Here is a 12880-nt window from a genome sequence, read left to right on the forward strand (position 1 = left end):
GTCGCTTCTGATGAAAATGACCCTGCTTCCGTCGTGGGGTCGGGCGGCTATCTATCATCTTCTATATATAGTCGCCACCGCGGAGCGTGGGCGTGTTGATTTTAGCGGCGAGCCGCGGAGAGGCAAGCGCAAGGTAGTGTCAGACTCCGGGGGGTGGCACAAAGTTCCACGACCCCCGACAGCGGGCTGCGGCCCGCATCATATCGGATGACCGTTGGGCGAGCGCTCCGCGGTACTGCATGACAGTTTTGCGGGGCCATTGACCCCGTTGCATTAAAAATTGGATTTTGGAGGTTCTCCGTGAATATGGCGACGGTGATTACCGATAGCCGCGAGGAGTTGGTGGCGCAGGTCAGCGCGCTGATCCGCGAAAAGCTGGCGGGGGAGGCAGAGCCCGTGGTGGCGTTTGCCGAGCAGTTTCTGCACCAGTACCCGCTGGAGGATCTGGCCGGGCGACGGCTGGTGGATGTCTACGGCTGTATCTACAGCTGGTGGGACTTTATCCAGCAGCGTCCCGGCGACAAGCCCAAGGTGCGGGTATTCAACCCTCGCCTCGAGGACGATGGCTGGGAGTGCTCGCACACCGTGGTCGGCGTACTGCAGCGGGATATGCCGTTTCTGGTGGATTCGGTACGCATCGAGATCAACCGCCGTGATACGGTGATTCACTCGATCAAGAGTACGGTGATGCGGCTGCAGCGCGACAAGCGCGGGCGCCTCCAGCAGCTGTTTCCGCGGCACCTGGAAGTCGATGAGGAAGACAGCGCCATCTGCGGTGAAGCGTTGATCTACATCGAGGTCAACCTGGACACCTCCGCAAGGCACGCCGCCGATCTGGCGGCGGCACTCCAGGATGTCCTCGGCGAAGCCGAACTGGTGGTCGACGACTATGTGCCGATGTTGGATGCCTGCAGCGCGATCGAGGACCAGCTGCATATCGGCCTCGCCGGTGCGGGGCTCGACGAAACCGATCCCAATCTGCAGGAGGCCGCAGCCTTCCTGCAGTGGATGCGCGACGGCAACTACACCTTCCTCGGTTACCGCGAATATGAGTTCTCCCAGCAGGGAGAGAAGAAAGTTCTGCGCGAGGTGGATGAGCGCCGCCTGGGTATCTTCAAGAAACTCGAAGAGCCGGCCGAGCCGACCGCGGAAGCCGCCTTCAACGAGGGCAAGCAGCGCTTCTACCAGGGGCCCAACTTCCTCACCTTTGCCAAGTCTTCGGTGAAATCCCGCGTGCACCGCGCAGCCTATTCGGACTATGTCACCGTCAAGCGCTATTCGCCCGATGGTGAGGTGATCGGTGAGTCCGCGTTTATGGGCCTGTACACATCGCCGGTGTACACCGAGAGCCCGGTCAAGATCCCGATCATCCGTCGCAAGATGGCCTCGGTGCTGGAATCCAGCGGCCTGTCGCCGCACAGCCACGACGGCAAAGCGCTGCGCCGTATTCTGGATACCTTCCCGCGGGATGAACTGTTCCAGAGCAGCACCCAGGAGTTGTTCCATACCGTGATGGGTGTGCTCAGCATGAACGAGCGCGCGCATATCCGCCTGTTCATGCGCCGCGATCCATTCGGCAAGTTTGTTACCGCTACGGTGTATGTACCGCGGGAGCAGTTCAGCAGTAGCGTGCGCGAGGAGATCTGTGCGCATATAGCCAGGGCCATCAATGCCAAGGAATCCGATTTCACCACCTACTTTTCCGAATCCATCCTCGCCCGGGTGCACTTCGTGTTCCGCGTTTCCCCCAGCGAGCCGGTGGATATTGACGTAGCGCAGTTGGAGGCGCAGATAGTGGATATCACCCGCTCCTGGGAAGACGTTTTCCAGAAATCCCTGATCGAAAGTCACGGCGAGGAAGAGGGCAGCCGCCTCTACAGTATCTACGGGCGCGCCTTCCCGGCCGGCTATCGCGAAGACTTCGAACCCCGTATCGCCGTGCAGGACGTGGCCGCCATCCGCGACCTGGATGCAGACAACCGCGTGGCGATGAGCTTTTACCAGCCGGTGGGCGCGGCGCCGGGCAGCCTGCGCTTCAAGGTGTTTAATTGGGGCGCGGGCCTGACCCTGTCCGACGTGATCCCGGTGCTCGAGCACCTGGGCCTGCGCGTCATCGGCGAATACCCCTATGCGATCCGCCCGCACCGCGACACGGCCGTGTGGATGCATGAATTCCACCTCGAGTTCGGTCTGCCCACCCGCGTCGACGCCCAGGCTTCCCGTGGCCTGTTCCAGGATGCATTCGCGGCGATCTGGAGTGGTACCGCGGAGAGTGACGGCTTCAACCGCCTGGTGCTGGCCGCGCGCCTGAACTGGCGCGAGGTGTCGATGCTGCGCGCCTATGCCCGCTACCTGAAGCAGACCAAGTTCAGTGCCAGCCAGCCGTATATCGCCTCAACGCTCGCCAACCACGTGGAGATCACCCGCAACCTGGTAGCGCTGTTCCGTGCCATGTTTGATCCGCGTATCAGTGCCACCAAGAGCGACAGCAATACCCGGGTCGAGCGATTGATCAAGAAGATTCACGAGGGCCTGGATGCGGTCGACAACCTGAACGAAGACCAGGTGTTGCGCCGCTACCTGGAGCTGATCCTGGCCACGTTGCGGACCAACTATTTCCAGACCGGTGCCGGCGACCAGCCCAAGGATTACATCTCGATCAAATTCAGCCCGCGCAATATTCCCGGCATCCCCGAGCCGCGGCCGCAGTTCGAGATTTTCGTCTACTCGCCACGGGTCGAGGGCGTGCACCTGCGCGGCGGCAAGGTTGCCCGCGGCGGTTTGCGCTGGTCCGACCGCCTGGAGGATTTCCGCACCGAGATCCTCGGCCTGGTGAAGGCGCAGAACGTCAAGAACGCGGTCATCGTACCCGCCGGAGCCAAGGGCGGCTTCGTCGTGCGCAAGCCGCCGAAGGACGGCAGCCGCGAGGCAATGATGGAGGCGGGTATTGCCTGCTACCAGACGTTTATCCGCGGCCTGCTGGATATCACCGACAACCTCGAGGACGGTGCGGTTGTGCCGCCGGAGTTGGTCGTGCGCCGCGATGAAGACGATCCCTATCTGGTGGTGGCCGCGGACAAGGGGACGGCGACATTTTCCGATATCGCCAACGGCATTGCCGCCGAGTACGGTTTCTGGCTCGGTGACGCTTTCGCTTCCGGCGGCAGCCAGGGCTACGATCACAAGAAAATGGGTATTACCGCCCGCGGTGCCTGGGTATCGGTGCAGCGCCATTTCCGCGAAATGGGCGTCGATGTACAGGCCGAGGATTTCTCCGTGATTGGCATCGGCGATATGGCCGGCGATGTGTTCGGCAACGGCATGCTGTTGTCGGAACATATCTGCCTGAAGGCGGCGTTCAACCACCTGCATATCTTCGTTGATCCGAATCCAGATGCAGCGGCGAGTTTCGCCGAGCGCCAGCGCCTGTTCGAGATGCCGCGCTCATCCTGGACCGACTACAACAAGAAGCTGATCTCCAAAGGGGGCGGCATCTTCGAGCGCCGCGCCAAGTCGATCAAGATTACGCCGGAAATGAAGGCCGCCTTCGGTATCGAAGCCGACCAGCTCAACCCCAATGAACTGATCAGCGCACTGCTGCGCGCGCCGGTGGACCTGATCTGGAACGGTGGCATCGGCACCTATGTCAAGGCCAGCAGCGAGTCCCAGAGCGAAGTGGGGGACAAGTCCAACGACAACCTGCGCGTCGACGGCCGCGAGCTGCGCGCCCGGGTGTTCGGCGAGGGCGGCAACCTGGGCATGACCCAGCGCGGGCGCATCGAGTTCGCCCTGAACGGCGGCCGCTGTAACACCGACTTTATCGATAACGCCGGTGGCGTGGACTGCTCCGACCACGAGGTGAATATCAAGATTCTCCTCAACAAGGTGGTCGCCAACGGCGACCTCACCGACAAGCAGCGCAATCAGCTGCTGGAGGAGATGACTGATTCCGTCGCCGACCTGGTGTTGCATAACAACTACGACCAGACGCGCGCCTTGTCGATGGCGGAATACCAGGTGGGCGAACGCCTGGACGAATACCGCCGCACCATCAACGCGCTGGAGGGCGAAGGGCGCCTGAACCGCGCGCTGGAATTCATCCCCGACAACGAGCAGATCTCCGAGCGCCAGAACAAGGGCCAGAACCTGACCCGGCCGGAGCTGTCGGTGCTGATCTCCTACGTCAAGGTAAAGCTCAAAGAAGGGCTGTTGGCGGCAGAGATTACCGATAATGCGTACGTGCAGGAGTCGGTCGAGTCTGCCTTCCCGCAAGAACTGGTGGCCCGCTATCACGACATGGTTTACGACCACCCGCTGCGCCGCCAGATCGTCTCCACCCAGGTGGCCAACGAGATGGTCAACAACATGGGGATCACCTTTTACGACCGCATCAGCGGCGCCACCGGTGCCGATATCAATGCGGTGGCGGCCGCCTATATCAGCGCGCGCGATGTCTACCTGATGGACGAGTTCCAGGAGCAGGTGGCGGCGCTCGATTACAAGGTGCCGGCGAGTCTGCAGTTGGAGCTGACCAGCTCCATGATCGGCCGGGTGCGCCGCGCCAGCCGCTGGTTTGTGCGCAATCGCCGCGGCGAGCTGGATCCGGCGCACAACCGCGATATGTTCCAGGACTCGGTGCAGCGCGTGATCAAGGCGCTGCCGGACGTGTTGTCCGGCGAGCCGCTGCAGGAGTGGGAATCCCGCTACCGCAGCCTGCAGGAGGCCCAGGTGCCGGAGAAGATGGCGCTGCTGGCGGCGTCGCCGACTTATCTGTATTCCGCTCTCGGCATCTCCGAATCCGCCCATGTCAGTGCGCGGCCGGTGGAAGAGGTGGCCAGCATCTATTTCCGCCTGGCCGATACGCTCGACCTGCACTGGTTCGGCAACCGGATCATCGATCTGCCGGTGGAGAGCTTCTGGCAGGCCCAGGCGCGCGAGACCAGCATGGACGACCTCGATAACCAGCTGTCCAGCCTCGCGGTGAACATTCTGCGCCTGGCTGGCGACGCCGGACTGGATGTAGATGGCGCAATGCTGCGTTGGGGCGCTATCATGGCGCCCGCCATCCAGCGCTGGATCAGCCTGCTGACCGAATTGAAGGCGGCACCGGTGGGCGATTTCGCCATGTTCACCGTCGCCCTGCGCGAGCTGATGTACCTGGCCAACGCCACCGCCGACCGGGAATCGCTGGCGGAATAACGTCGCGCGGGCCGTTGCCCGCCCGGCCCCGATCTGCAGCAGCGGCCCACGGCCGCGACCGATAGCCGCTTTAGGCTAATCCGGATCGCGACCCTGGGCCGCTGCCGCAGGTGGGGCAACTGACTGAGGAATTGAGAGCACCCATGTATTCATATCTGCGCAAGGCCTTGTTTGCGCTGGACCCGGAAAGGGCCCACCACCTTACACTCGATGCCATCGGCGCGGCCGAGCGCCTCGGTTTGGCCTCACTGCTGGCCAAGCCGGTTGCCGATGACCCGGTCGAACTGATGGGCCTGACACTGCCGAATCCGGTGGGGCTGGCCGCCGGGCTGGATAAGAATGCCCAGGCCTTCAATGGCCTTGGTGCGCTGGGATTCGGTTTCGTCGAGGTGGGCACGGTGACGCCGCGACCGCAGCCGGGCAACCCGCAGCCGCGCCTGTTCCGCATCCCCGAAGCGGAAGCCATTGTCAATCGCATGGGCTTTAACAACGAGGGTGTCGACTATCTGGTGGCGCGGGTCAAGCGCCGTCGCTACAGCGGTGTACTGGGTATCAACGTGGGCAAGAATTTCGATACCCCGGTGGAGCGGGCCGCCGACGACTACTGCCTGTGCATGGAGAAGGTTTACCCCTACGCGGATTACATCACCGCCAATGTCTCCTCTCCCAACACCAAGGGCCTGCGCGACCTGCAGTTTGGCGACAGCCTCAACCGGCTGCTCGAGGCGATCAAGGAAAAGCAGCAAAAACTGGCTGCAGCCAGCGACCGCTATGTGCCGCTGGCAGTGAAGATCGCTCCGGATATGGACGCCGAGGCCATCGCGCAGATTGCCGAGGCACTGGTGGAATTCGGTATCGACGGCGTTATCGCCACCAACACCACCATCGACAAGTCTGCGGTGGCCGGGCTGCCCCACGGCGACGAAGCGGGCGGTCTGAGTGGCCGGCCACTGGCGAACCGCTCGACAGAAGTAATCGCGCAGCTGGCGGCACAGCTCAAGGGGCGCCTGCCGATTATCGGCGTCGGCGGTATCTTTGACGGCGAGAGCGCCGCGGAGAAGATTCGCGCGGGTGCCACGGCGGTACAGATCTATACGGGCTTCATCTATCGCGGACCGGAAGTGATTCGCGAGGCGGCTGAAGCCATCGCGTTGGAGCGCCGCCGCGGCACTGCCGGTTGACCCGGGGCCGCGGATACCCGGGCGGAGGTCAGATGGTGCTCCAGCCGTCCGGGTAGTGAATATTGGTGGATACCGTCCGGTAAATTTCCAGTTTTTGTGCCTTGGTGGTCTCGTCGAGTCCGTTCCAGTAATCCTCGCGTCCTTCGCGCCAGCCGTTGATCCATTCCTGGTGGGAATTGCCGTTGACAAACGGGCAACTGTCCTCGGCCTTGTTGTTCATGGCTGCCAGGTAGCCTTTGTAGAATGCTCTCTCGGTATGATTGCGTTTTTGGCGTTTCATATTATGCGGACCCTCTCGCACAGTTCGTATAGTAGTCGGCGGCGCCCGGCGCGTTGGTCTGGCGGGCCAGTCTTTGCCGGGCAGCGGTGGGATTGATGGGGTGTCGTCTCCTTTTTACGGCTTTCTTTACAAGCTTAGTGAAGATGACAATACGATTGCCACACTTTGTCAGCGCCGGATGCCGGTGCAGATGACAGAGTGCGCGCGCTGTGATGTTTTAATATGACAGCGCAGGCTGATAGAAGAATTGGGTATAGCCTGCGGGCAATACCCGGGATGCAGTGTCATCCAGTTGTTAGAGAAAACGGTTTTGTCTGATTCGAACGCTGAAAATCTCGAGTTCACCGCCACCTGTCCCAAGGGGCTGGAGGGCCTGCTGGCCGAAGAGCTGCGCGCGCTGGGCGCGCAGGATATGGCCGAGCAGCCGGCGGCGGTGCATTTCCGCGGCCCGCTGCTGCTGGCCTATCGCTGCTGCCTGTGGAGTCGCCTGGCCAACCGCATATTGCTGCGCCTCGCCCATCGCGGGATCGCCGATGCGGACGACCTGTACCGCGCGGTGGCGGCGCTGCCGTGGGAAGACCATATCAATCCCACCGGGCGCCTGTGGCTGCAGTTCTCCGGTACCAACCGCGCCATCCGCAACAGCCAGTTCGGCGCGCAGAAAGCCAAGGACGCGGTGGTGGACCGGTTGCGTGAGAAAACCGGTGCCCGCCCGGTGGTGGAAAAGCAAAACCCGGATCTGACCGTGGCCCTGCGGCTGCACCGGGACAAGCTGGATATCGCCATCGACCTGAGCGGTGACAGCCTGCACCGGCGCGGCTACCGCACGCATATCGGCGCCGCGCCACTGAAGGAAAACCTGGCGGCGGCGCTGCTGTTGCGCGCCGGCTGGCCGCAGATCGCCGCCGAGGGTGGGGCGCTGCTGGATCCGATGTGCGGTTCCGGCACCATCCTGATCGAGGGGGCGATGATGGCCGCGGATATCGCCCCCGGATTGCTACGTGACGGTTTCGGTTTCGAGCGCTGGCTCGGCCACCAGTCGGATATCTGGCTGCAGCTGCGCGAGGAGGCGCTGGAGCGCCGCCGCGCGGGGCTGGAGCGCGACTTGCCCGAAATCCGCGGCTATGACGCCGATGCCAAGGTGCTGTTTGCCGCGGAGGCGAATATCGCCCGCGCCGGCCTCGAGCGCCAGGTGCGGGTCAGCTGCCGGCCGGTTGCCGCCTTCAAGGTCCCCAGCCATCGTGAAATCAGGTCCGGCCTGGTGCTGACCAACCCGCCTTATGGCGAGCGTCTGGGCGAACAGGAAGCGCTGCGCGAAACCTACGCCGAGCTGGGGCGCCAGCTCAAGCAGGAGTTTCCCGGCTGGCTCGCCGGTATCTTTACCGGCAACCCGGAACTGGGCTTTGCCACCGGGCTGCGCTCGCACAAGCAGTACCAGCTGTACAACGGCAGTATTCCGAGTCAGCTGCTGCTGTTCCGCCTGCGCGAACACGCCGAGCAGGGCCGCGCAGAGACTGCGCCGAAGTTGTCCGCCGAGGCGCAGATGGTTGCCAACCGGTTGCGCAAGAACCTGCGCACCACCGGCAAGTGGGCGCAGAAAAATGACATCGACTGCTACCGCCTGTATGACGCCGACCTGCCGGAATACGCCGCCGCGGTCGACTTGTACCGCTCGGCGGAAGGCGTGTTGCACGCCCATGTACAGGAGTACCGCGCGCCTGCCAGCATTCCCGAGGACAAGGCGCGCGCGCGCCTGCGCGACCTGGTGCGCGCGCTGCGCGACGTGCTGGAAATTCCACCGGCGCGCATCAGCATCAAGGAGCGCCGCCGCCAGAGCCACAAGGGCGGCGGCCAGTACCAGAAGCGCGCCGAGGGCAAACCGGGTGGTGAGGAGTTCTGGGTGCGCGAATACGGCGCCGAGCTGGAAGTGAATCTGCGCGATTACCTGGATACCGGCCTGTTCCTGGATCACCGGCCGGTGCGCCAGTACCTGCGCGCGCACGCGCGGGGCAAGACCTTCCTGAACCTGTTCTGCTACACCGCGACCGCCACCGTGCAGGCGGCACTGGGTGGCTGCGCGCAAAGTACCAGCGTCGATATGTCGAAGACCTACCAGGCGTGGAGTGCGCGCAATTTCCGCCGCAACGGGCTCGATCCCTATCGCCACCAGCTGGTGGAGGCGGACTGCCTGCAGTGGCTCGAATCCGCGCAGCAGAACCGCCGCGGACACTACGACCTGATCTTCCTCGATCCGCCCAGTTTCTCCAATTCGGCCAAAATGCACGGTGTGCTGGATATCCAGCGGGACCATGGCAAGCTAATCCGCCAGTGTATGGCGTTACTGGCGCCGGGTGGTGAAATGGTGTTTTCCAACAATCTGCGCAGTTTCAAGATGGACGCGGATGTGCGAAGCGAGTTTGCCGTGGAGCGGCTGGAGATGCTGGACCGGGATTTCCAGCGCAATCCGAAGATTCACAATGTGTGGAAAATCCAGCGGTAAGCCACTGGCGCGCGCGGCGTATCGTGGCTTTGGGGCCTTGGTTATTTACCCTTGTCGATTTTCTGAAAATTGAGCAGCGGGTGCGCATGGCGCACCCGGTTTCGGTTTATTCGAGTTCCATCACTACGCGCAATCCCACTTCGGTGGACATGGTGTTTTCACTCAGTCCGGCGCGATAAGCGGAGGTGACCTTGCTCAACGGGTCGCGCATGGAGCCGCCGCGCACCGCGCGCAGATTACAGCCCTCGATTTCCACCGGGCGGCCGTCGCGGCGGTGTTTGCTGTAGTCGCCCAGGTAACAGTCTTCCACCCACTCGGCCACATTGCCCGCGGTATCGTAAAGGCCGTAGGGGTTGGCCTTGTAGTGACCGACCGGGGCGCTGGTGGCGGAGAAGAAACCATTGAACTCGCTGCCGCAGCCGCGGCGGCAGTTGGCGTGGCCACGGGGTTCCGCGTCGCCCCACCAGAAGGGTTTGCCAACGCCACCGCGGGCCGCGTATTCCCATTCCGCCTCGCTGGCCAGCCGGTAGTGTCGGCCAGTCTGCGCCGACAGCCAGCGCACATAATTCTGCGCGTCTTTCCAGCTGACGTTGATCACCGGCCGCTCCTTGCGTCCCCAACCCGCATCGCCGGGCAGGGCGGCGCCGGCGGCGTCGGCATAGCGGTCGTAGTCGGCGAAGGTGATTTCATGCGTGGAGATGGCAAAGGGTTCGGCGATCCGTACCCGGTGCGCTGGGCGCGCGGCCGAACGCTTGTTGTTGCCCATCAGGAAACTGCCGGCACCGATCACCACCATCTGCGGCCCGCGGCCGCCGGACTTTAACCGCGAGCGGATTTTCTTGCCGGGATAATAGGCCCGCTTCAAGTTGACCGGCACGGTCAGATCGCTGTCGTCGATTTCGATCCAGCGGCGCACCGGCGTGTAGCCGCGCTTGCTCACCAGCAGGTCGTAGCGGCCCGGTTCCAGTTCCATGCCCTGACTGTAGCGCGGGGTGATATTCATGATGCGCACCCGGGCGTCACTGGGACGAGCGCGGACTTTCAATTTGAACTGCGTCGGAGTTGCGGCCGCCGCAGCATCGTCGTCACTGTCGCTGTCGGCACTGCCCGGTGCATCTTTGCTGCCCTGCGGCTGTGCATCGTTCGCGTCGGATACTGCCACTGACTCGCCGGATTCAGCGGCGTCTGGTGTGTCCGAGTCATCCGCCGCGGTCCCAGGGGCGGCAGTGGAGGTCTCGGTGTCGGTCGCCAGTGGCTGCGCATCGGCTGCTGGGGCTTCCGCGGGCATTGTTTCCCGGGCCGCCGACGGCTGCGCAGTAGACGCTACCGTGTCGGCATTGGCGTCGGCGCCTGCCGTCTCGCTGTCCTTACTCGCAGGCAACAGCAGTTGGGCGGTAAAGTGGCTGGCGTTATCCAACACCGGATTGCCAGATTGCCACTGCAGTTTCTGGCTGACCAGGCTGAACAGCAGCCAGCAGAACAGCAGGGATCCCGTCAGCAGACTGCCAAACAGCCATTGGCGCCGCTTGCGCTGGGGCGCCTGCTGGATCACCTGGTGAATGCGCATGATGGTCGCCTGCTCGGTGCGCGGGTGCTTGTCATCGAGGGGCTTGTCGCGCCAGCGCGCCCAGGCCCTTATCAGCTGGTCGCTGACAGTGCCGTAGAGGGTCATTACCAATGCGCGCAGCAGACTGGAGACGCGCACTGAGGTGTTGTTGAGCTGGGTCGGCTGGGTTGGTGGTTTTCCGGCCAGGGCGGCCAGCAGCTGGTCGATTGCATCGACGACATCCAGGCCGCGCTGGAAGCGCTGTTCCGGATCCTTGTCGAGGAAGCGATCGATCAGGCTCTGGTACAGAGAGTGGCGCGCCGGCAGCCGCGGAATCGGATCCGTCAGGTGCTTGATCGCGATCGCCACCGCTTCATCGGCCTGGTAGGGCACCGCGCTGGTGACCATCTCGTAGAACACCACGCCGAGGCTGTAGAGGTCGGCGCGGCCGTCGATCGCCGCACCGCGGGCCTGCTCGGGGCTCATGTAGTGGGGGGTACCCACAACCATACCGGTGTTGGTCATGCGCGTGGTGCGCGCCACTGCGCGCGCCACGCCGAAATCCGTCAGTACCGCGGAGCCGTCCTCGCGGAACAGGATGTTTTCCGGTTTCAGATCCCGGTGTACATAGCCCTTGCCGTGGGCGTGATCCAGGGCCAGGGCAATCTGCCGGGTAACGTTCAGTGCCTCCAGTGGCTCCATCACGCCCTTGGCCATGCGGTCGGCTACCGAGCCCCCGGGCATATAGTCCATGGCGATATAGTTGAGGCTGCGATAGCGCCCGATATCATGGATGCCGACAATATTCGGGTGCGAAAGCTGGCCGACAATATTGGCCTCGCGCTGGAAGCGCTCGCTGAATACCGGATCGGCGTTCAGCACTGGCGACATGACTTTCAGTGCCACCTGGCGGCCAACGCTGCGCTGGGTCGCCAGGTATACGGTGGACATACCGCCCTGATTGATCTTTTTCAGGATGCGATAGCCGGGTATTTCCAGAGACGTGCTGCTGGTAACGACTTCCATCAAACTCGTTTCCTTGAATCAGTGATTACCGAGCAGCCAGGCCGCCAGGGCGGCGCAAGCGCCGAGCGAACAGATCGCCAGCGCTATTTTGGCAAATGGTGACATCCCCTGCGCGGAATTCTGTAGCGCACTGCCTGTGCGCGAAGTCCACTTTTGCATACGGGATGGCGCCGGATTGGGCGCGTTGATCACCTGTACGGTAATGTTGTCTTTGCCCCCCGCGTCCAGCGCCGCGCCTACCAGCAGGTCGACGGCGCGGCGGTTGTCATCGTTGGCGGCGAGAATTTCGGCAATCTGTGTGGGCTCGACTTCCGCACTGAGACCGTCACTGCACAGCAGCAGCTTCTGGCCGGGGCGCCAGGGGGCGGAGACGCGATCGATTTCCAGCTTGGGATTGGTGCTGCCACCGATACAGCGGGTAATGACGTGGCGGTTGGGGTGGCTGGCCGCCTCGGCAGAGTTGATGGCGCCGGAATCCACCAGCATCTGCACATAGGAGTGATCGCTGGTGAGCTGGCGCAACTGCCCGCTGTGCTCGCCCGGGGTCCACAGATAGGCGCGGCTATCGCCAACCCAGTAGACGTGGAAATAAGCGCCATCCTCGGCGGCGACGACCGCGGTCGAGCCCATGTTGGCGGTGTTGTGCTCGTCGCCGAGCAGCAGCGCGTGGGCGCGCTGCAGTGCGCGTTCGTAGTGGCGGTCGGTGGCCGCGGAGCGCTGTATCTCCTCGACCACGGTCTTGCTGGCGATTTCGCCGGCCTGGTGGCCGCCGAGGCCGTCGGCCACGACCCAGATGCCGCGCTGCGGGTCGGCCCAGTAGGCGTCCTCGTTCTGCTCGCGCTTGTAGCCCGGATGGGTGGTGCCGGCGCTGCGCTGGGCGCCGCTGGCGCGATCGACTGTTCCGCTGTGCCGCGATATTTCGCGTACTTTGGTTTCACTCACTGGCGTGCTACTACCTGTTTTATTCTGATTTGCCCGGCGTTCAGCACTGCACACCGGTTGGGCCGCGTTGCGGCGGCGCGCGTCGCAGCCGCTTGCTTTCGCTGCAATGGTTTCCGACCTCGTGCCAATTGCCCCCGTAGCCTGGCGCGCAGACCATGTTAGAGCCCGGCATCATTGTAAGCTGCAAACCGAATCACACGCTAACG

The 12880-nt window shown here is 63.3% G+C and carries 6 protein-coding genes; 3 read left to right on the plus strand and 3 right to left on the minus strand.

Annotated elements, in window-relative coordinates; all coding sequences use genetic code 11:
- Positions 1 to 306: 306 nt before the first annotated feature.
- Together ABDK11_RS08570 and ABDK11_RS08575 are read left to right on the plus strand one after the other, a co-directional pair.
- On the plus strand, positions 307 to 5199 hold the full coding sequence (locus ABDK11_RS08570) for an NAD-glutamate dehydrogenase (RefSeq protein WP_346840187.1): 4893 nt from the start codon (positions 307 to 309) through the stop codon (positions 5197 to 5199).
- Between the two features lie 143 nt (positions 5200 to 5342).
- Complete coding sequence (locus tag ABDK11_RS08575; protein WP_346839876.1) at positions 5343 to 6380, plus strand: quinone-dependent dihydroorotate dehydrogenase; 1038 nt, start codon at positions 5343 to 5345, stop codon at positions 6378 to 6380.
- A gap of 28 nt (positions 6381 to 6408) precedes the next feature.
- Here ABDK11_RS08575 and ABDK11_RS08580 read toward each other — a convergent pair whose 3' ends face one another.
- On the minus strand, positions 6409 to 6660 hold the full coding sequence (locus ABDK11_RS08580; RefSeq protein ID WP_346839877.1) for a ribosome modulation factor: 252 nt from the start codon (positions 6658 to 6660) through the stop codon (positions 6409 to 6411).
- A gap of 310 nt (positions 6661 to 6970) precedes the next feature.
- Between ABDK11_RS08580 and rlmKL the strand changes: the two genes are divergently transcribed.
- Positions 6971 to 9160 carry a bifunctional 23S rRNA (guanine(2069)-N(7))-methyltransferase RlmK/23S rRNA (guanine(2445)-N(2))-methyltransferase RlmL gene (rlmKL, locus tag ABDK11_RS08585; RefSeq protein ID WP_346839878.1) on the plus strand — a complete coding sequence of 730 codons (2190 nt, stop codon included), beginning with the start codon at positions 6971 to 6973 and terminating at the stop codon, positions 9158 to 9160.
- 106 nt (positions 9161 to 9266) lie between these two features.
- Here the strand turns inward: rlmKL and ABDK11_RS08590 are convergent, their stop codons facing one another.
- Positions 9267 to 11732 (minus strand): SUMF1/EgtB/PvdO family nonheme iron enzyme, encoded by a 2466-nt coding sequence (locus ABDK11_RS08590; RefSeq protein WP_346839879.1) that lies wholly within the window; start codon positions 11730 to 11732, stop codon positions 9267 to 9269.
- An 18-nt stretch (positions 11733 to 11750) separates the two neighbouring features.
- Positions 11751 to 12674, minus strand: coding sequence for a protein phosphatase 2C domain-containing protein (locus ABDK11_RS08595; RefSeq protein WP_346839880.1), 924 nt, complete (start codon positions 12672 to 12674; stop codon positions 11751 to 11753).
- Positions 12675 to 12880 lie beyond the last annotated feature (206 nt).

This window comes from Microbulbifer sp. SAOS-129_SWC, from assembly GCF_039696035.1.
Lineage (GTDB): Bacteria > Pseudomonadota > Gammaproteobacteria > Pseudomonadales > Cellvibrionaceae > Microbulbifer.

Coding starts and splice junctions, on each gene's coding strand:
- ABDK11_RS08570 (WP_346840187.1), top strand. CDS start 307: ATGGCGACGGTGATTACCGATAGCCGCGAGGAGTTGGTGGCGCAGGTC.
- ABDK11_RS08575 (WP_346839876.1), top strand. CDS start 5,343: ATGTATTCATATCTGCGCAAGGCCTTGTTTGCGCTGGACCCGGAAAGG.
- ABDK11_RS08580 (WP_346839877.1), bottom strand. CDS start 6,660: ATGAAACGCCAAAAACGCAATCATACCGAGAGAGCATTCTACAAAGGC.
- ABDK11_RS08590 (WP_346839879.1), bottom strand. CDS start 11,732: ATGGAAGTCGTTACCAGCAGCACGTCTCTGGAAATACCCGGCTATCGC.